Origin of the sequence: Cryocola sp. 340MFSha3.1 (assembly GCF_000383315.1) — a bacterium.
Lineage (GTDB): Bacteria > Actinomycetota > Actinomycetes > Actinomycetales > Microbacteriaceae > Leifsonia.
In genome coordinates this window covers 1387298-1404517 of record NZ_KB911087.1, presented here as the reverse complement: position 1 = coordinate 1404517, position 17220 = coordinate 1387298, and the positions used below count along the sequence as shown (strand labels likewise).

The window sequence follows — 17220 nt, the reverse complement described above, 5'->3', positions numbered from 1 at the left end:
GTGAAGGCAACGAGAAGGAGGAATCCCATGCAGCAGCAGGCCCAGGTCGTGGTGATCGGAGGCGGGTATGCCGGAGTCGCGGCGGCCAACCGGCTCAGCGGTCGGGACGACGTCTCCGTGACCCTGGTGAACGCGCGGCCGGTCTTCGTCGAGCGCATCCGTCTCCACCAGCTGGCGGCGGGCACGGACGACGCGATCGTGGAGTTCGGGAAGGTGCTGGCGCCGTCGGTCCACCTGGTCGTCGACGCCGTCGAGCGCATCGACGCGCCCGCCCGACGGCTGGAGCTGTCGTCCGGCGGCCATCTCGACTACGACTACCTGGTCTACGCAGCGGGCAGCGTCCGCGCGCTGGCCGATGTCCCTGGCTCTGCCGAGCACGCCCTGCCGATCGCGCAGCTCGGCGACGCGGACCGGCTGCGGGAGGAGCTGGCTGCACTCGGGTCGACGGACCCGATCGCGGTGGTCGGCGGCGGTCCGCTCGGCATCGAGGTCGCCTCGGAGCTCGCCGAGCAGGGCCGTTCCGTCACGCTCTACTGCGGTGGACCCCTCGGCCCGTCGCTGCATCCCCGCGGACGCCGCTCCATCGCCCGGCGGCTCGCCGCGCTCGGCGTCACGGTCGAGGACGGCCCCGGCTCACGGGTGATGGCGGTCGAGCAGGATGCGGTGGTGCTGGCCGACGGGAGCACGCGCCCCAGCGCGCTCACCATCTGGGCGGCCGGGTTCGTCGCAGCCGACCTCGCGCGCCGCAGCGGACTAACCGTGGATGCCGCCGGCCGGCTCCTGACCGACGAGACCCTGACGAGCGTCGACGACGACCGCATCGTCGCGGCGGGCGACTCGGCCGCGCCGTCCGGGCACCCGCTCCGGATGAGTTGCCAGGCCGCCGGGCCGCTCGGCGGTCACGCCGCCGACACCGTCCTCCGCCGGATCGACGGCCGCGACCCGGAGCCGTTGGTGATGGGATTCGTCGGTCTCTGCATCAGCCTGGGCCGCCGTCACGGGATTTTCCAGTTCGAGCACAGGAACGACACGGCGACGCGGGCGCACATCGGCGGCCGTGCGGGAGCAGCGGTGAAGGAGCTGGTCTGCCGGGGCACGGTACAGCAGCTGACCCTCGAGGCGCGGCATCCCGGCGTCACTCGACTGCCTGCGGCCTTCGGCGACCGCGAGCGCCGCCGTATGCTCGCAGTGAACGGGTCGGCCCCTGAAGTCGCGGGCGCGACCCCGGGATGGGAGGGCGCATGAGCTCGCACCGGACGGATGCGGCGACGTCGCTCTTCGTGGCGCACCGCAACCTCCTCTTCACGGTGGCGTACGAGATGCTCGGCTCGGCGGCGGACGCCGAGGACGTGCTGCAGGAGACCTGGCTGCGCTGGAGCACCGTCGACCAGGCGGAGGTGCGGGAGCCCCGCGCCTACCTGGTGCGGATCGCGACCCGGCTGGCGCTCAACCGCCTCCGCAGCGCGCAGCATCGTCGCGAGGCGTACGTCGGACCCTGGCTGCCCGAGCCCCTGCTGACCTCGCCCGATGTCGCGGACGACGCCGAGCTCGCGGAGAGCATCTCCATGGCCCTGATGGTGGTCCTGGAGACTCTCGGGCCGACCGAGCGCGCGGTGTTCGTGCTGCGTGAGATCTTCGGCTTCGAGTTCGACGAGATCGCAGCGGCGGTGGAGAAGACGCCGGCGACCGTGCGTCAGATCGCCCACCGCGCCCGGCAGCACGTGGAGGCGCGGCGCCCGCGGGTCAGTGTCACCGCCGATGAGGCGCGGGCCGCGCTGGACGCGTTCCGTGTCGCGGTGGAGACCGGGGACGTGCAGGCGATGCTGAACGTGCTCGCCCCCGACGTCGTCCTCATCAGCGACGGCGGCGGAGTGAAGCAGGCCGCACTCCGGCCGATCCTCGGCGCCGACAAGGTGGCGCGTTTCATCTCCGGCGGCATCCGGAAGACCGCCGTCGATTTCGCCATCGAACCGGCCGTCGTCAACGGCAACCCGGCACTGGCGCTGCATGTGGCGGGCGAGTTCGACGGGGTGCTGGCTGCCCGCGTGCAGGACGGCAGGATCACGGGGCTGTACATCGTCCGCAACCCGCAGAAACTGTCGTGGCTGGGGGAGGAGCTGACCCTGTCGCTGCGCTGATCGATCCAAATAGCCAAATGTTGGACATTTAGGGGAGCCTGTCCTAGCGTGGAGGAATGCCACGCATCGCCCCCCATCCCACGCTCGCCGAACAGGTCACCGATCAGCTGCGTCGGCGGATCTCCGTGGGGGAGTTCCCCGTCGGCGCGCTCCTGCCGCCGGAGACGGAACTGGCCGAAGAACTCGGCGTCAGCCGCAACAGCATCCGCGAAGCCCTCCGGTCGCTGGTCCACGCGGGGATGCTGGGCGCGCGGGCGGGATACGGCACCTTCGTGCGCGCCACGAACGACGTGGCTCCGACCCTGGCGCGACGCCTCGACCAGGAGAGGGACGTCGATGTCGCAGAGGTGCGTGCCCTCCTCGAGAGGGAGGCCGCCCGGCTCGCGGCCCTCCGGCGCACGCCCGAGCAGCTCGCGCGGCTGAACGAGGCCCTCGCCGAACGGACCGCGCTGATCGGCCTCCCCGGATACGACGACGCGGACATCGCCTTCCACCAGGCCCTCCTCGACGCCACCGGCAATTCCCTGCTGGCCGAGCTGTACCGCGGCGTCGGCGGCAACGAACGGGCTCTGCACGCCCTTCGCGACGAGGCCGCCGTGTCCGCCGACGGCGAGGCGCGACCCACCGACATCGACGAAGCGCACGCGCCCATCGTCGAGGCGGTCGCCGCGGGCGATCCGGTGGCCGCAGCCGCGGCGGCGGAGGCGGCGGTCCGCCTGATCAACGAGAGACAGGGCATCCACCTGCCCGGATACGACGCGACGGGCACGGGCCGATGATGTCGGAAAGGACGGCGCTGCGCGGCGGCGGGAGCGGGGGCGCTCGCATCGTCCGGACCCTGAGTCCCGCGCTCGTCCTCACCGGTCTGCTGCTCGTCGCCGGAAACCTGCGGGCGGGGCTCACCACCGTCGGCCCAGTCCTCACCGACATCACCAGTGCGCTCGGCCTCACCTCCGTCGCAGCGTCCGTGCTGGTCAGCCTCCCGCTCGTCGCGTTCGCCGTCGTGTCGCCGTTCGCGCCGCGTGTTGCGCGCGCGCTCGGGCTCGAACGGTCCCTGGCGCTCGCGCTCCTCCTCCTCGCCGGCGGCCTCGTGCTCCGCTCCCTCCCCGGCCTCGGCTCGCTCTGGGCCGGCACGGCCCTCATCGGCGTCGCGATCGCCGTCCTCAACGTGGTGCTGCCCGCCTTGGTGAAACGCGACTTCCCCACGCGCATCGGGCAGATCACCGGCACATATTCGGTCGTGCAGGCCGTCTTCGCCGCAATCGCGGCCGGTGTCGCCGTCCCGGTCGCCGGGCTGACGGCGGTCGGCTGGAGGCTCCCGCTCGGGATGTGGGCGGTGCTGGCGGTCATCGCGATCGCCGTCCTCGCACCGCAGCTGCGCCGCAGAACCGTCGTGCCCGACGGGCAGGAAGACCTGACCCTCGGTGGAGAGGGCCATCGCAGCGGCGGACGCTCGCCGTGGCGGTCGGCCCTCGCGTGGCAGGTGACCGCGTTCATGGGGCTGCAGTCGGTGGGCTTTTACATCTTCATCACCTGGCTGCCCTCGATCGAGAGGTCGGCGGGGATCAGCCCGGAGGCGGCCGGGTGGCACCAGCTCCTCCTCAATGGCTGCGGCATCGTCGGCAGCGTCACGTGCTCCTTCCTCATCCCGCGGTTCCGGGACCAGCGGCTGCTGGCCGCCGCGGCACCCGCCTTCACGGTGATCGCGATGCTCGGTGTGCTGTTCGCTCCGGCGCTCTCGGCCATCTGGGACAGCATCGCCGGGGTGGCGGGCGGTGTCACGATCGTGCTGGCGCTCTCGTTCTTCGGCCTGCGCACCCGCCACCACGCGCAGGCGGCCGCACTGTCCGGCATGGCGCAGTCCGTCGGCTACCTTGTCGCCGCCGCCGGCCCGATCGGCGTCGGCGCGCTGCACGACGCGACCGGGTCGTGGACGGGTCCTCTCCTGGTGGTCATCGGTGTGCAGGTCGTGCTTCTGGTGTTCGGTCTGCTGGCCGGACGGAACCGCATCCTGGAGTGAGCCTGAGCGCTCAGAGAGTTCATAGGTTGTGCAAAGACGGCATCCATCACCCTCCTCATAATGAGAAAGGTGACCATCAACGCGCGCGCCGCCTCCGGCCCCTCCAGCCAGCCCCGTACCCTCCTGCGCCGCGCGGACGGCAGCGCCATCCGCGTGCTCGTCGTCGACGATGAGGCGACGCTGACGGACCTCCTCGCGATGGCCCTCCACTACGAGGACTGGGAGGTCAAGACGGCGTCGAACGGTCAGCAGGCGCTGCAGCTGTCGCGCGAGTTCAAGCCGGATGTCGTGGTGCTCGACATCATGCTCCCCGACATCGACGGCCTCCAGGTGCTGTCGCGGATGCGCGCAGACGGCAATGAGGCGCCCGTGCTCTTCCTCACCGCGAAGGACTCCCTCGACGACCGCATCGCCGGCCTCACCGCCGGCGGCGACGACTACGTGACCAAGCCGTTCAGCCTGGAGGAGCTCGTCGCGCGCCTGCGCGGCCTGCTGCGCCGGTCGCGCGCGGCGGTCGCCGACCACGACGACCCCGTACTGATCGTGGGCGACCTCGTCCTCGACGAGGACAGCTACGAGGTCCACCGCGACGGCGAGCCCATCCAGCTGACCGCCACCGAGTTCGAACTGCTGCGCTTCCTGATGCGCAACCCGCGCCGCGTGCTCAGCAAGGCCCAGATCCTCGACCGGGTCTGGAGCTACGACTTCGGCGGATCGTCCAGTGTGGTCGAGCTCTACATCTCCTACCTGCGCAAGAAGATCGACGCCGGCCGCGCCCCGATGATCCACACCGTCCGCGGCGCCGGTTACATGGTGAAGGCCGCGCAATGACCTCCGCCCGCGACGCGGGCGCCCCGGTCACCGGGCCAGGCGGAACCGGTCGCGCAGGCGGCCGGTCCTGGCGCATCCGCCCGTTCCGCTCGTGGACCCTCCGGAGCCGTGTCGTGCTCGTCGTGGTGGCGATGCTGGCGGTGCTCGGCGCGGTGATCGGGACCGTCAGCGTGTTCGCGCTGCAGAACTACCTGATGCAGCGGCTGGACGGGCAGCTCACCTCGGCGCTCGACCGCGGCCAGCGCGCCGCCGATCGCATCTACGGCGATCAGCCGACAGGACCGGACGTCATCGGCATCGTCCAGACGCCGGGTCAGCAGACCGGCACGTTCGGCGTCATCCGCAGCGGCGACATGCTGCTGTACCCGGTCATCCTCTCCGAGAGGCCGGCCGGCAGCACCCCAGATCAACCGGTGGCGCCGAAGCGGGTGCTCATCTCCACCACCGCCCTGCTCAGCCTGCCGTCGGACGGGCACCCGCGGACCATCGACCTCGGCGCGTCCCTGGGGGAGTACCGCGTCGCCGCGGTCGAGCTGACCAACGGCGACAGCGTCATCATCGGCCTCCCGCTCAGCGACGTGAATGCGACCGTCGCCCGGCTCACGCTCGTCATCGTGCTGGTCACCCTCGCCGGGCTGGTGTTCGCGTTCCTTCTCGCGAGCGTCGTCGTCCGGCTGGCGATGCGTCCGCTGGAGCGGGTCGCGGACACCGCGGAACAGGTCTCGTCCCTGCCGCTCGATCGAGGAGACGTCGCGCTCTCCGTCCGGGTTCCGGAGGCCGACACCGACCAGCACACCGAGGTCGGAAAGGTCGGCTCCGCCCTCAACCGGATGCTCGGCCACGTCGCCTCCGCCCTGACCGCACGCCAGGCGAGCGAGCAGAAGGTGCGCCAGTTCGTCGCCGACGCCAGCCACGAGCTGCGCACACCGCTCGCCTCCATCCGCGGCTACGCCGAACTGACCCGGCGAGCCCCGCACGAACTCCCGCCGGACGTCACGCACTCGCTCGGTCGCATCGAGTCGGAGGCGACCCGGATGACCTCCCTCGTGGAGGACCTGCTGCTGCTCGCCCGGCTCGACGAGGGCCGCGAGCTCGACCGCGATCCCGTGGACCTCTCCCTGCTGCTGGTGGATGCGCTGAGCGACGCCCACGCGGCCGGACCCGACCACGAGTGGGCGCTCGACCTGCCCGACGAGCCCGTCGAGGTCGTCGGCGACGCCCCGAGACTGCACCAGGTGCTCATGAACCTGCTCGCGAACGCGCGCGTGCACACGCCGGAGGGCACCAAGGTGACGGCCGGCCTGAGCGTGGATGAGGACGCGCACCTCGCCGTCATCACGGTCGCGGACGACGGACCGGGCATCCCGGAGGACATGCAGGCGACGCTGTTCGAGCGCTTCGCTCGAGGCGACAGCTCCCGCAACCGCGCCACCGGATCCACCGGGCTGGGCCTCGCCATCGTCCAGGCGGTCGTGCAGGCGCATGAGGGAGACGTGACGGTCACGAGCGAGCCGGGCCGGACCGTGTTCACGGTGTCGCTGCCGCTCGTACCCGCCGCCGTCTGAACCCGATTTGCAGACCGGGGTGCGCATCCCGTACCCTGTACGAAGCCAAAGACCGCTGGTTGTCGTGCTCGCATGACCGAAGATCCACTCAGGTGGGGGCCCGCGCAGGTGTATGAAGCAAGTTCCGCATTTTCTGCGTCGCCAGCTCCGTGCCTCTGCGCCGGAGCTTTTTTCTTTGTCCGGTGACGGTGTCGTCCAGCGACTTTGGCGGGCACACCGCTTCCGCGGTGTGCGACGAAGAAGATTGAGGAGTAGGCCATGGCGAACAAGGAAGCCACGGTCGCCGAGCTCACGAACCTGTTCGAGAGCTCGACCGCCGTTCTGCTGACCGAGTACCGCGGTCTCACTGTCGCTCAGCTCAAGCAGCTGCGCACGTCGATCAGTGAGCACGCGACCTACGCCGTGGTGAAGAACACGCTGACCAAGATCGCGGCCAACAACACGGGCATCTCGTCGTTCGACGAGGAGCTCGCTGGGCCGTCCGCGATCGCCTTCGTGCACGGTGACCCTGTCGCCGTCGCGAAGTCGCTGCGTGACTTCGCCAAGGCAAACCCTCTGCTTGTGGTCAAGGGCGGTTACTTCGACGGTAACCCGCTGACCGCAGAAGAGGTAGGCAAGCTCGCCGACCTCGAGTCCCGTGAGGTTCTGCTGGCCAAGCTGGCCGGCGCCTTCAAGGCCTCGCTGTTCGGAGCCGCATATCTGTTCAACGCACCGCTGTCGCAGGCCGTTCGCACGGTCGACGCGCTGCGTGAGAAGCAGGAGTCCGCTGCCTGAGTCCTCACGGACCAGGCCAGCGGTGAGTAACCACACACACTAAGGAGAGAACAATGGCAAAGCTTTCGACTGAGGAGCTGCTCGACGCGTTCAAGGAGCTCACGCTCATTGAGCTCAGCGAGTTCGTGAAGAAGTTCGAGGAGACCTTCGAGGTCACCGCCGCCGCCCCCGTCGCCGTGGCCGCTCCGGCCGCCGGTGGTGCGGGCGCCGCTGCCGAAGAGGTCGAGGAGAAGGACTCCTTCGACGTCGTCCTCGAGGCCGCCGGTGACAAGAAGATCCAGGTCATCAAGGAGGTGCGCGCCCTCACCAGCCTCGGCCTCGGTGAGGCGAAGGCCCTCGTTGACGGCGCTCCGAGCACCGTGCTCGAGGGTGCCAACAAGGAGACCGCAGACAAGGCGAAGGCCCAGCTCGAAGAGGCTGGCGCCACCGTCACCCTGAAGTAATCAGGGCCCCATCGGGGCTCTTCTTACCGACGGCTGACTGCCGCTGTGTCGTAGACACAGGCGCGACGCGGACTCCTCCACTAGAGAGTGTCCGCGTTGCGGAGGGCGTCGCCCCCGTAACGGGGCGACGCCCTCCGTGCGTTAAGTGACGCACGGGCGCGGATGCTCACCCATCCCACGCGTCCGATCGCGCCCGCCAGCGGGCATCGGTGTGCAAGGACGCACAACCGGAAGAAGAACCACGATGAATACCAGTTCTTGGCGTGCCTACGCCTCGCGACTGCGTGATTTCGGTCACGCGATGCTCCACGGTGAGGACCGCGACAGCGGTTGCCACCCACCGGATCTGTGCCGCAGGACCCTCCTCTACGACAGGTACCTGCGGTAACACCCACTACGAAGCGCCCCCGGCCACCCGGCCGGGGGCGCTTCGCCGTCACGCAAGGCCCAGCACCCGGGCGACGCCGAGGTCCGCGAGGCGAGCGGGATCGGCGAGCACGTCGAGCCGGACGATGTGGTCGTCCTCGATCTCGAACGCCATGACGGAGACGACGCGACCCGACAGCACCGCCGCGACGCCCGGACGGCCGCCCAGCAGCACCGGCGTCGAGTGGGCGGCGAGCCGGGCGGAGAGGACGGCCTGTGCCGCGATCTCCTCGGCTCCGACCAGATGCTGCTCACTCGTCCCGTAGTCGGCATCGAGCACCGCGCCGTCGTCGAGGAGGCTCAGCAGGCGGCGCACGTCTCCCTGCTGCGCCGCCGCCAGCCACGCGTCGACGAGCGGTCGCGCCCGGCGCCGATCCGGCTGTGCCGCGTCCGGAGACCCGTGGAGGCGGCGTCGAGCGCGCGAGGCCAGCTGACGAGCGGCCTGCGGAGAGCGGTCGAGCGCCTCCGCCACCTCCTCGAACGGCCGGCCGAAGACGTCGTGGAGGACGAACGCGATGCGCTCGGCGGGGCTCAACGCATCGAGCACGACGAGGAGCGCGGTGGCGATGCGGTCTCCCCGCTCGGCCTCCGCGGCGGGGTCGCCGAGGGCCGAGACCGGCTCGTCCATCCACGGGGTGACCTCCCACGATCGTTCCCGCGTGCGGCGCGGCGACCGCAGCTGGTCGAGGCAGACCCGGGACACGACCGTGGTCAGCCAGGCGTCGATGTTGTCGATGCCGGCGGGGTCGGTGCGGCTCAACCGCAGCCAGGTCTCCTGCACGGCGTCCTCCGCGTCGGCGTGCGACGACAGCAGCCGTCCGGCGATGGCGGTGAGCCGCGGTCGTGCCGCCTCGAAGTGCTCGGCGAGGGGTCGTGCATCCGTCATGTCACGTTCTCCGTCTCTCGATCGTCACCCTATCGACGAGCCGGAGACGGCACATGTGACACGAGACAGGAGGACGGCCATGAACGACACCATCGTGGTGACAGGAGGTACCGGCAGGATCGGGCGCAGCGTGGTCCCGCTGCTGCGCGCCGGAGGGCGTGAGGTGCGGGTGCTCAGCCGTCACCCGCAGCAGGCTGGGACGGACCCCGGCATCACCCATATCGGCGGCGACACCGTCGCGGGCGACGGGCTGGAGGATGCGTTCGCCGGAGCGGGGACGGTGCTCCACCTCGCCGGCGGCGCGACCGGGGACGACCGGGCGGCCGCCAACGTCGCTGAGGCGGCACGGAGTGCGGGAGTCGGCCATCTGATCCTCATCTCCGTGGTCGGGGCCGGGCGGATGCCGATCGGCTACTTCCGCGCGAAGGCCGCGGCCGAGAAAGCGATCGCCGCGTCGGGGGTGCCCTGGAGCATCCTGGCGGTGTCGCAGCTCCACGAGTTCGTGCTGCCGCTGGTCCGGGGGATGGCGCGTCTGCCGTTGACCCCGGCGCCGCGAGGGCTGCGGTTCGAGCCCGTGCACCGGGAGGAGGTCGCAGAACGACTCGCGTCGCTAGCGCTGTCGGATCCCGCAGGGCGGGTGCCCGACCTGGCGGGGCCGGAGGTGCTGGACATCCCCGACCTGGTGCGCACCTACACCGGGCGTCGCCGGCCCACGATCGCGCTCCCGCTGCCGGGAGCGGTCGGCCGCGCCTATCGAGCGGGAGAGAATCTCGCCGGCCCGGCGGCGGCCCGGGGCACGCGCACCTGGGCGGAGTTCGTCCGCGAGCTCGCGGCGTCTGAGAACGTGCCGGGTCGGTCCTCCGCCCTACGATGAGTCGCGTGACCGAGCCCGCCGATGTGACCGCCACCCGTCTCGCCTACGACACCGTCGCCCAGGACTACGCCGACCTGCTCCGCGACCACCTCGCGGGAAGCGAGTTCGACCGCGCCATGCTCGGCGTCTTCGCGGAGCAGGTGGCGCGCGGCGGGGGCGGCCCGGTGGGGGATCTGGGATGCGGTCCCGGCCGCATCGCCGGGTACCTGGCGGGACTCGGACTGGAGGTCGTCGGCGTCGACCTGTCGCCTGGCATGATCGAGGTGGCCCGGCGCGAGCATCCTGCTGTTCGGTTCGAAGTCGGGACGATGGCGGCCCTTCCGTTCGCGGACGGCGCGCTCGCCGGAGCGCTCGCGTGGTACTCCGTCATCCACACGCCGGAGGAGCGCCAGGGGGAGCTCTACGCGGAGTTCGCCCGTGTCGTCCGGCCGGGCGGGATCCTCCTGCTCGCCTTCCAGGTGGGGGAGGACGTCGTGCACCTCACGCACGCCTACGGGCACGACCTCGACCTCCACACCCGGCGACAGCATCCCGACCGGGTCGAAGGGCGGCTCGTCGAGGCCGGGTTCACGGTGACCGCTGAGCTCATCCGGCAGGCGGTGCCGCCGGAGAAGTCGCCCCAGGGCTACGTGCTCGCGCGCCGCGACGTTTGATAAACATAGGCAAGCTATATATAATTGGTCTCATGCCCGAGACCCCCGAACTCCACCAGATCCTCGGCGACCTCGTGGTCGCCGCCCACCGTCTCACCCGGCTCGCGGCCCGGGTGACCGGCAGCACCGAGTCGCCCGCCACCTGGCGCACCCTCAGCGTGCTGCAGACGGTCGGCCCGATGCGTCTCGGCGAGCTCGCCGAGCACAGCCGGGTGTCCCAGCCCACGATGACCAAGATCGTCCGCAACCTGGTCGACGCCGAGTGGGTCAAGCGCATCGCCGACACCTCCGACGCGCGCGCCTGGCAGATCGCGATCACGGGGAAGGGCGCCGACGCGCTCCAGACGTGGCGTGATGAACTGTCCGCCGCGCTCGTCCCGATGTTCGCCGACCTCAGCGACGACGAACTCGCCGCCATGCGCGCCACCGTCGAGATCATCGGATCACGCGTCGACCTCTCCACGGCCGCCTCGGCCGCCCTGGCCGGCCGCGGCTGAGTCGCATCCCGTCGCCACATCCCCTCTCTCCGCACCACCGACCGGCAAGGAGCCGTCTCCCCTTCATGTCCCACGAACGCCCCACCAGCATCCTGAAGCAGCCGACCGCCGTCTGGGCCGTCGCCTTCGCCTCCGTCATCGCCTTCATGGGCATCGGTCTCGTCGACCCGATCCTGCCCGCGATCGCGAAGAGCCTGGAGGCGACGCCGACCGAGACGGAGATGCTGTTCACCAGCTATCTGCTCATCACCGGTGCCGCCATGTTCTTCACCAGCTGGATCTCGAGCCGCATCGGGGCGAAGAGGACGCTGCTCATCGGACTCGCCCTGATCGTCGTGTTCGCGCTCGCCGCCGGCCTGTCGCAGAACGTCGAGTCGATCATCGGGTTCCGCGCCGGCTGGGGGCTCGGCAACGCGCTGTTCATCTCCACCGCGCTCGCGACCATCGTCGGAGCGGCGTCGGGCGGGACGTCGGCGGCGATCATCCTCTACGAGGCCGCCCTGGGACTCGGCATCGCGATCGGACCGCTGCTCGGCGGCCTGCTCGGCAGCTGGAGCTGGCGCGGGCCGTTCTTCGGCACCGCGACCCTGATGGCGATCGGCTTCATCGCGATCGTCGCCCTCCTCAAGAAGAACCCGGAGAAGCCGCAGCCCACGAAGCTGTCCGCGCCGTTCCGCGCCCTCGGCCGGCCCGCGCTCGGCTTCCTCGCCGGCGCCGCCCTGTTCTACAACATCGGCTTCTTCGTGCTGCTCGCCTACACGCCGTTCGCGCTCGTGCCGCTCGGGGTCGAGGACGCCATCACGCTCGGCCTGATCTTCTTCGGCTGGGGCGTCGCCCTCGCCGTCACCTCGGTGTGGGTCGCGCCGCTCCTCACAGCCCGCCTCCCGCGCACGCGTGTGCTCTGGCTCGTCATGCCCCTGCTCGCGCTCGACCTTCTGGCCGCCGGGCTCTTCGTCGGCTCGCTGGTCGCGCTCATCGTCTGCGTGATCGTCGGCGGACTGCTGCTGGGCATCCTGAACACCGTGCTCACCGAGTGCGTCATGGAGGCGACCGATCTGCCGCGATCCGTGGCGTCGAGCGCCTACTCGGGCGTCCGCTTCCTCGGCGGCGCCGTCGCCCCGCCGGCCGCGACGCTCCTCGCCGACATTGTCGGCCCGGCCATGCCGTTCTACGCCGGAGCCATCTCGGTGCTGATCGCGGCGGCGCTGATCATGATCGGCCACAAGCACCTGAAGCGGGTGGATGCACCCGCAGAGACTCCGCAGCAGGAGGCCGAGGTGCTGTCGCTCGCCGACGCCGACTGACGAGAACCGCCGGTGCGGAAACGTTCCCACCGAATTCGAAGAGCCGCCCTGTCCTAGTCAGGGCGGCTCTTCCCGTCATGTGGGCCCCGATAGCCCGACGGGCGACCCCGTCAGCTGACCGTGCCTACCCGAAAGGCGCGCTCAGCCGGATGGCCGCCTCACCATTCTTTCAGACAGCGGGCGCGCAACGGGACATCAGCGCGGCGGTGCGGTGGACGAGCGGACCACCAGGCTGACCGGCGACCCCACCGATCCGGTGCGCGGTTCGGCGCCGGCGAGCTCGTCCAGCAGGATGCGCGCGGCGGTCGCCCCCTGCTCGAACGGGTCCTGCGCCATCGTCGTGAGCCCGAATCCGGCAGCGTAGTCGTGGTCGTCGATGCCGATCACCGACAGGTCGTCCGGCACCCGCAGGCCGTGATCGCCCGCCGCGAGGATGGCACCGAACGCCATCTCGTCCGATCCGGCGAACACCGCGGTCGGCCGGGGGCCGGGCGCATCCAGCAGCCGGTTCATCGCCGCGCGGCTCTCGGGCAACGAGAACCCGCCGGGTATGACCCACTCGGGACGCACCGGGAGACCCGCGTCCCGCATCGCATCCTTGAACCCGTGCAGGCGCCCGATCGGCACCTGGCTGTTGAGGCCTTCCTCGTCCTCGCCGCCCAGGTGCGCGATCGCGGTGTGACCGAGCGAGATGAGGTGGGAGGTCGCGGTGTAGGCGGTCGAGGTCTCGTCGATGCCCACGCTGCGGAGACCCTTGACCGGTCCACCGACGACGATCGTCGGATGTCCGAGCGTCGCCAGCTGCTCCCGCTCCTCCGTCGTGAAGTCGAGGCACAGCGCGAGCAGGGCGTCGGTGCGCTTGCGCAGGATGCTGCGGTGGAAGACGCGCTCCCGGTCGCCGCGGTGCCCCCCGAGGTTGAAGAGGATCATGTCGTAGCTCGCCGACCGCAGCTCCGCATCCACCCCCTCCAGCACCTGGGTGTAGAACCACCGGCTCACCGACGGGACGACGACCCCCATGGCCAGGGTGCGGCCGCTGGCGAGGCCCGACGCGCTCGACGACGCGACGTAGCCGAGCTCGTCCGCCGCTCGGCGGACCGCCGCGCGCGTCTTGTCCGAGACGTTCGGCAGACCGCGCAACGCCCGGGAGACAGTGGCCGTGGAGACCCCGGTCGCGCGCGCGACCTCCTCGATCCCTGCCATCGCCCGGCTCCGTTCAGGAGTCCTGGTGCTCGAGCCGCGCCTCCTCGGCCTCCTGCCGCCGCGCGATGATGCGGCGGCGCAGCTGCAGAAGGCCGATGAAGGCGAGGACGAGTACGAGGAGGGTGAGCGCCCAGCCGAGGGCCGGTTCGCCGGTCAGTTCGCAGAAGACGGTGATCCCGAGGAACGCCACCGCGAAGAACCCGACGAAGCCGAGGCCGACGTCGACGACCTCGCGGGAGTCGCTCCAGCGCATACGATCAGCCCTTCACGCCACCGGCCGTGAGTCCGGCCACGATGCGCCGCTGGAAGATCAGCACCAGGATGATCAGCGGCACGGTCACGATCGTACCGGCTGCCATGACCGCGGTGTACGGCTCCTGGTGCGGCTGGCTGCCGGTGAAGGAGGCGATGGCCACGGTGACCGGCTGCGTCGCGTCGCTCGACAGCTGGCTGGAGATCAGGAACTCGTTCCACGACGAGATGAACGCCAGGATCGCCGTCGTGAACACGGCGGGAGCCGCCAGCGGGAGGATGATCTTCCTGAATGCCTGCGCCTGGGTGCACCCGTCGATCCGCGCGGCCTCCTCCAGGTCCCACGGCATCTCGCGGAAGAACGAGTTGAGCGTGTAGACGGTCAGGGGGAGGGCGAAGGAGATCTCCGGGATGATCAGCGCCTGGTAGGTGCCCATCCAGCCGATGTTGGTGAACAGCTGGAACAGCGGGGTGATCAGCGCGACGCCCGGGAACATCGAGGCGGCGAGGATGATCCCCAGCACGATGCCCTTGAACTTGAAGTCCAGGCGGGCGAGGGCGTACGAGGCGAAGATGCCGACGACCAGGGAGATCACCGTGACGCAGATGCCGATGAACAGCGAGTTCAGCAGCGCCTGGCCGAGGTGGTTGCCCAGGTTGGTCGAGAGGGCGGTGACGTAGTTGTCCCAGGTGAAGTGCGTGATCCACGGGGTGTTGTCGTTGGTGAAGCCGACATCCCGGAACGAGGTCACGACCATCCAGTAGAAGGGCAGCAAGCACCACAGCACGATCACGATCGCCTGGATGCCGGTGCGGAGACCGGCGTTACGGCGGCGCTGCCTGCCACGGTTCTTGGTCTGGGTACGAGGGAGAGCTCCCGCCTCGGCGGTCGCTGCTGCCTGGCCGGCGACGGCGGTCATCGCTTCGCCCCCTTCTGCTGGTCCTCCTGTGTTCGCACGACGTTCGTCCCGAGGAGCCGGACGAAGATGAAGGCGATCAGGAAGATGATGATGAACGTGATGGTGGACAGGGCGGCCGCACTGTTGAAGCCCTGCCTGATCTGATCGACCACGAGGATGGACAACGTGGTCGTGGCATGGCCCGTACCACCTCCACCGCCGGTGAGGATCTGCGGCAGGTCGTAGATGCGGAGGGCGTCGAGCACACGGAACAGGATCGCGACCATGAGCGCCGGCTTCAGCAGCGGCATGGTCACGCGCCAGAAGCGCTGCCAGGTGGTCGCGCCGTCGACCTTCGCGGCCTCGTAGACCTCCTCCGGGATGATCTGCAGACCGGCCAGGATCAGCAGCGCCATGAACGGCGTGGTCTTCCAGGTGTCGGCGATGATGACCGCGAACCGGGACGCCCACTCATCCGACGTCCACAGGATGTGGGCGCCGAGGACCGCGTTGGCGACACCGGCGACCGAGAAGATGAAGAACCACAGCTTCGCGGTGACCGCGGTGGGGATCGCCCACGGGATCAGGATCGCCGCGCGGACGAGGCCGCGGCCGCGGAACGCGCGGTTCATGATCAGCGCGAACCAGAGCCCCAGGCCGGTCTCGAGGATGACGGTCGTCACCGTGAAGAAGAAGGTGACGAACACGGCGCTCCAGAAGCTGGAGCCGAGGTTGCCGGGCGGGCAGGAGATCGTGGTGCCATTGGGGCCCTGACACTGCTGGAGCAGCCAGTGGGCGTAGTTCTGGAAACCGGCGAACCCGCCCTGCACGAACAGGCCGGTCGCCGGGTCGAGACCCGCGTCCTTCTGGAAGGACATCACGATCGCCGAGACGACCGGGTAGCCGATCACGACCGCGAGCAGGACCAGGGTGGGGATGATCAGGTAGAAGGCCCAGCGACTCTGCTGGGCACGCTGCCGCTTCGCGCCGGCGCGGATCGGCGGCCTGCCGTTCTTACCGGTACTGGTGGATGAGGGGGCGACGACGTTCGACGTTGACATGTGTGCCTCCGGATGCTTGTCGGAAGGAGAGGGGCCGGGCGGCGGGAGAGGTCCCGCCGCCCGGCAACCGTTTCAGGCCGGGATCAGCCGGCGCTGGCGGTGTTGATCGCCGATGCCATGTCCTTCAGGGCTTCGTCGACCGTCTTGTCGCCCTTGAGGGCGGCGTACGCGTTGTCCTGCACGGCCTTGGTGATGGCCGGGTAGAACGGAGACACCGGACGCGGGACCGCGTTCTCGATCGAGGTCTTCAGCGTCGACAGGTACGGCAGCTGGCTGTTCAGCGCCGCGTCGTCGTACAGCGAGGACACGACCGGTGCCAGAGAGCCCTGGGTCACGAAGAACTTCTGCGTCTCTTCGCTCTGGAGGAACTTCAGGAACTCGAAGGCGGTCGCCTTGTGCTTGGAGTACACGCTGATCGCGGCGTTGTGGCCACCGAGGCTGGAGACGCCCGGCTTGTCCGCGCTGATGCCCGGGAGCGGCGCGATGCCGAAGGTGTCCTTCACCGTCGAGGAGCCGTCGGTCTTGGCCAGGTTGTACACGTACGGCCAGTTGCGCAGGAACATCAGCTTGCCGGCCTCGAACGCCTGCCGGCCCTGCTCCTCCTGGTAGGTGATGGCCTCGGCCGGGATCTGCCCGTTCTTGAAGCCGTCCACCAGTCGGGTCAGGCCCGCCTTCGCCTCGTCGCTGTCGACGGTGACCTTCTTGCCGTCCTCACCGACGATCGTGCCGCCGTTGGTGTTGATCGCCTCGGCGACGTTCACCGTGAGGCCCTCGTACTGGGCGAACTGACCGGCGTAGCAGCCGATGCCCTTCGCCTTGGCGATGTCACAGTCCTTGAGCATGTCGTCCCACGTCTTCGGGGGCTCCGGGACCAGGTCCTTGCGGTAGTACAGGATGCCGCCGTCAGAGGTCTGCGGCGCCGCGTACTGGGTGCCGTTGTACGTTCCCGACTTCACCGTCGGCTCCAGGAGGGCCGAGTTGTCCATCTTGAACTTGCCGGTCAGCGGCTGGAGCCAGCCCTTCGCGGCGAACTCACCCGTCCACACCACGTCCACGTCGACGACGTCGTAGTTGGTGTCCTTGGCCTGGAAGTGCTGCACGAGGTCGTCGTGCTGCTGGTCCGCCTGGTCGGTCTGCTCCTTGAAGGTGACCTTCTCGTCCGGGTGGGCCTTGTTCCACTTCTCGATCAGCGGGCGGACCACATTGGAGTTGTCCTTGCCCTGCACGTAGGTGATGGGACCCTTGCTGTCGAGATTCGAGTTGGCGTCGCCGCCACCGCTTCCCGAACCGCCGCCACCGGTGCATCCTGCCAGCGCGAGGCCTGCGAGGGCCACCCCGGCGATCACGGAGAGACGTGCTGCTTTCATTTCACTCCTCGTTGAGCTCTTGGTGCG

At 69.8% G+C, this 17220-nt stretch carries 18 protein-coding genes; 12 read left to right on the top strand and 6 right to left on the bottom strand.

Annotated elements, in window-relative coordinates:
* The first annotated feature begins 27 nt into the window (after positions 1-27).
* The 8 genes from H284_RS0106645 (at position 28) to rplL (ending at position 7771) form a co-directional block, all read left to right on the top strand.
* A complete protein-coding gene (locus H284_RS0106645; protein ID WP_020075615.1) occupies positions 28-1245 on the top strand; it encodes an NAD(P)/FAD-dependent oxidoreductase in 1218 nt (405 codons plus the stop codon).
* Positions 1242-2138 (top strand): RNA polymerase sigma-70 factor, encoded by an 897-nt coding sequence (locus H284_RS0106640; protein WP_020075614.1) that lies wholly within the window; start codon positions 1242-1244, stop codon positions 2136-2138. Before H284_RS0106645 ends, H284_RS0106640 begins: the two co-directional genes overlap by 4 nt.
* Before the next feature lie 56 nt (positions 2139-2194).
* Entirely contained in the window at positions 2195-2917 is a 723-nt protein-coding gene (locus tag H284_RS0106635; RefSeq protein ID WP_020075613.1) for a FadR/GntR family transcriptional regulator, read from the top strand.
* A complete protein-coding gene (locus tag H284_RS0106630; protein WP_231371100.1) occupies positions 2914-4158 on the top strand; it encodes a CynX/NimT family MFS transporter in 1245 nt (414 codons plus the stop codon). The genes H284_RS0106635 and H284_RS0106630 overlap by 4 nt, the downstream gene beginning before the upstream one ends.
* Before the next feature lie 60 nt (positions 4159-4218).
* Positions 4219-4989 (top strand): response regulator transcription factor, encoded by a 771-nt coding sequence (locus H284_RS0106625; protein WP_269209383.1) that lies wholly within the window; start codon positions 4219-4221, stop codon positions 4987-4989.
* The gene (locus H284_RS0106620) at positions 4986-6554 is read left to right on the top strand and encodes a sensor histidine kinase (RefSeq protein WP_020075611.1); all 1569 of its coding nucleotides are present in this window, start codon (positions 4986-4988) and stop codon (positions 6552-6554) included. The genes H284_RS0106625 and H284_RS0106620 overlap by 4 nt, the downstream gene beginning before the upstream one ends.
* A 258-nt stretch (positions 6555-6812) precedes the next feature.
* A complete protein-coding gene (gene rplJ, locus H284_RS0106615; RefSeq protein WP_018189799.1) occupies positions 6813-7328 on the top strand; it encodes a 50S ribosomal protein L10 in 516 nt (171 codons plus the stop codon).
* A gap of 53 nt (positions 7329-7381) precedes the next feature.
* A complete protein-coding gene (rplL, locus tag H284_RS0106610) occupies positions 7382-7771 on the top strand; it encodes a 50S ribosomal protein L7/L12 (RefSeq protein WP_018189800.1) in 390 nt (129 codons plus the stop codon).
* A 436-nt stretch (positions 7772-8207) separates the two neighbouring features.
* Here the strand turns inward: rplL and H284_RS0106605 are convergent, their stop codons facing one another.
* On the bottom strand, positions 8208-9083 hold the full coding sequence (locus H284_RS0106605; RefSeq protein WP_020075610.1) for a sigma-70 family RNA polymerase sigma factor: 876 nt from the start codon (positions 9081-9083) through the stop codon (positions 8208-8210).
* Positions 9084-9162: 79 nt separating this feature from the next.
* On the opposite strand from H284_RS0106605, the gene H284_RS0106600 reads away from it, so the two are divergent.
* The 4 genes from H284_RS0106600 to H284_RS0106585 all read left to right on the top strand — a co-directional run bounded on the left by H284_RS0106600 (position 9163) and on the right by H284_RS0106585 (position 12411).
* Positions 9163-9957 carry an SDR family oxidoreductase gene (locus tag H284_RS0106600; RefSeq protein ID WP_020075609.1) on the top strand — a complete coding sequence of 265 codons (795 nt, stop codon included), beginning with the start codon at positions 9163-9165 and terminating at the stop codon, positions 9955-9957.
* On the top strand, positions 9954-10610 hold the full coding sequence (locus H284_RS0106595) for a class I SAM-dependent methyltransferase (RefSeq protein ID WP_502685485.1): 657 nt from the start codon (positions 9954-9956) through the stop codon (positions 10608-10610). The genes H284_RS0106600 and H284_RS0106595 overlap by 4 nt, the downstream gene beginning before the upstream one ends.
* A gap of 32 nt (positions 10611-10642) precedes the next feature.
* Positions 10643-11107 (top strand): MarR family winged helix-turn-helix transcriptional regulator, encoded by a 465-nt coding sequence (locus H284_RS0106590; protein WP_018189804.1) that lies wholly within the window; start codon positions 10643-10645, stop codon positions 11105-11107.
* Positions 11108-11172: 65 nt separating this feature from the next.
* Positions 11173-12411, top strand: coding sequence for an MFS transporter (locus H284_RS0106585; RefSeq protein WP_018189805.1), 1239 nt, complete (start codon positions 11173-11175; stop codon positions 12409-12411).
* Positions 12412-12606: 195 nt separating this feature from the next.
* On the opposite strand, the gene H284_RS0106580 is transcribed toward H284_RS0106585, so the two are convergent.
* The 5 genes from H284_RS0106580 to H284_RS0106560 form a co-directional block, all read right to left on the bottom strand.
* Positions 12607-13614 (bottom strand): LacI family DNA-binding transcriptional regulator, encoded by a 1008-nt coding sequence (locus H284_RS0106580; RefSeq protein ID WP_020075607.1) that lies wholly within the window; start codon positions 13612-13614, stop codon positions 12607-12609.
* 13 nt (positions 13615-13627) lie between these two features.
* Complete coding sequence (locus H284_RS0106575; RefSeq protein WP_018189807.1) at positions 13628-13867, bottom strand: hypothetical protein; 240 nt, start codon at positions 13865-13867, stop codon at positions 13628-13630.
* A 4-nt stretch (positions 13868-13871) separates the two neighbouring features.
* On the bottom strand, positions 13872-14786 hold the full coding sequence (locus tag H284_RS0106570; protein WP_018189808.1) for a carbohydrate ABC transporter permease: 915 nt from the start codon (positions 14784-14786) through the stop codon (positions 13872-13874).
* Positions 14783-15826, bottom strand: coding sequence for a carbohydrate ABC transporter permease (locus H284_RS0106565; RefSeq protein WP_020075606.1), 1044 nt, complete (start codon positions 15824-15826; stop codon positions 14783-14785). Before H284_RS0106565 ends, H284_RS0106570 begins: the two co-directional genes overlap by 4 nt.
* A gap of 83 nt (positions 15827-15909) precedes the next feature.
* The gene (locus H284_RS0106560; protein WP_018189810.1) at positions 15910-17193 is read right to left on the bottom strand and encodes an ABC transporter substrate-binding protein; all 1284 of its coding nucleotides are present in this window, start codon (positions 17191-17193) and stop codon (positions 15910-15912) included.
* Positions 17194-17220: the final 27 nt, after the last annotated feature.

Bases quoted from the DNA above. Each gene is read 5' to 3' on its own strand.
- H284_RS0106645 (WP_020075615.1), top strand. From the start codon at position 28: ATGCAGCAGCAGGCCCAGGTCGTGGTGATCGGAGGCGGGTATGCCGGA.
- H284_RS0106635 (WP_020075613.1), top strand. From the start codon at position 2,195: ATGCCACGCATCGCCCCCCATCCCACGCTCGCCGAACAGGTCACCGAT.
- rplL (WP_018189800.1), top strand. From the start codon at position 7,382: ATGGCAAAGCTTTCGACTGAGGAGCTGCTCGACGCGTTCAAGGAGCTC.
- H284_RS0106630 (WP_231371100.1), top strand. From the start codon at position 2,914: ATGATGTCGGAAAGGACGGCGCTGCGCGGCGGCGGGAGCGGGGGCGCT.
- H284_RS0106560 (WP_018189810.1), bottom strand. From the start codon at position 17,193: ATGAAAGCAGCACGTCTCTCCGTGATCGCCGGGGTGGCCCTCGCAGGC.
- rplJ (WP_018189799.1), top strand. From the start codon at position 6,813: ATGGCGAACAAGGAAGCCACGGTCGCCGAGCTCACGAACCTGTTCGAG.
- H284_RS0106625 (WP_269209383.1), top strand. From the start codon at position 4,219: ATGAGAAAGGTGACCATCAACGCGCGCGCCGCCTCCGGCCCCTCCAGC.
- H284_RS0106575 (WP_018189807.1), bottom strand. From the start codon at position 13,867: ATGCGCTGGAGCGACTCCCGCGAGGTCGTCGACGTCGGCCTCGGCTTC.
- H284_RS0106590 (WP_018189804.1), top strand. From the start codon at position 10,643: ATGCCCGAGACCCCCGAACTCCACCAGATCCTCGGCGACCTCGTGGTC.
- H284_RS0106565 (WP_020075606.1), bottom strand. From the start codon at position 15,826: ATGTCAACGTCGAACGTCGTCGCCCCCTCATCCACCAGTACCGGTAAG.
- H284_RS0106595 (WP_502685485.1), top strand. From the start codon at position 9,954: ATGAGTCGCGTGACCGAGCCCGCCGATGTGACCGCCACCCGTCTCGCC.
- H284_RS0106600 (WP_020075609.1), top strand. From the start codon at position 9,163: ATGAACGACACCATCGTGGTGACAGGAGGTACCGGCAGGATCGGGCGC.
- H284_RS0106585 (WP_018189805.1), top strand. From the start codon at position 11,173: ATGTCCCACGAACGCCCCACCAGCATCCTGAAGCAGCCGACCGCCGTC.
- H284_RS0106570 (WP_018189808.1), bottom strand. From the start codon at position 14,786: ATGACCGCCGTCGCCGGCCAGGCAGCAGCGACCGCCGAGGCGGGAGCT.
- H284_RS0106580 (WP_020075607.1), bottom strand. From the start codon at position 13,614: ATGGCAGGGATCGAGGAGGTCGCGCGCGCGACCGGGGTCTCCACGGCC.
- H284_RS0106605 (WP_020075610.1), bottom strand. From the start codon at position 9,083: ATGACGGATGCACGACCCCTCGCCGAGCACTTCGAGGCGGCACGACCG.
- H284_RS0106620 (WP_020075611.1), top strand. From the start codon at position 4,986: ATGACCTCCGCCCGCGACGCGGGCGCCCCGGTCACCGGGCCAGGCGGA.
- H284_RS0106640 (WP_020075614.1), top strand. From the start codon at position 1,242: ATGAGCTCGCACCGGACGGATGCGGCGACGTCGCTCTTCGTGGCGCAC.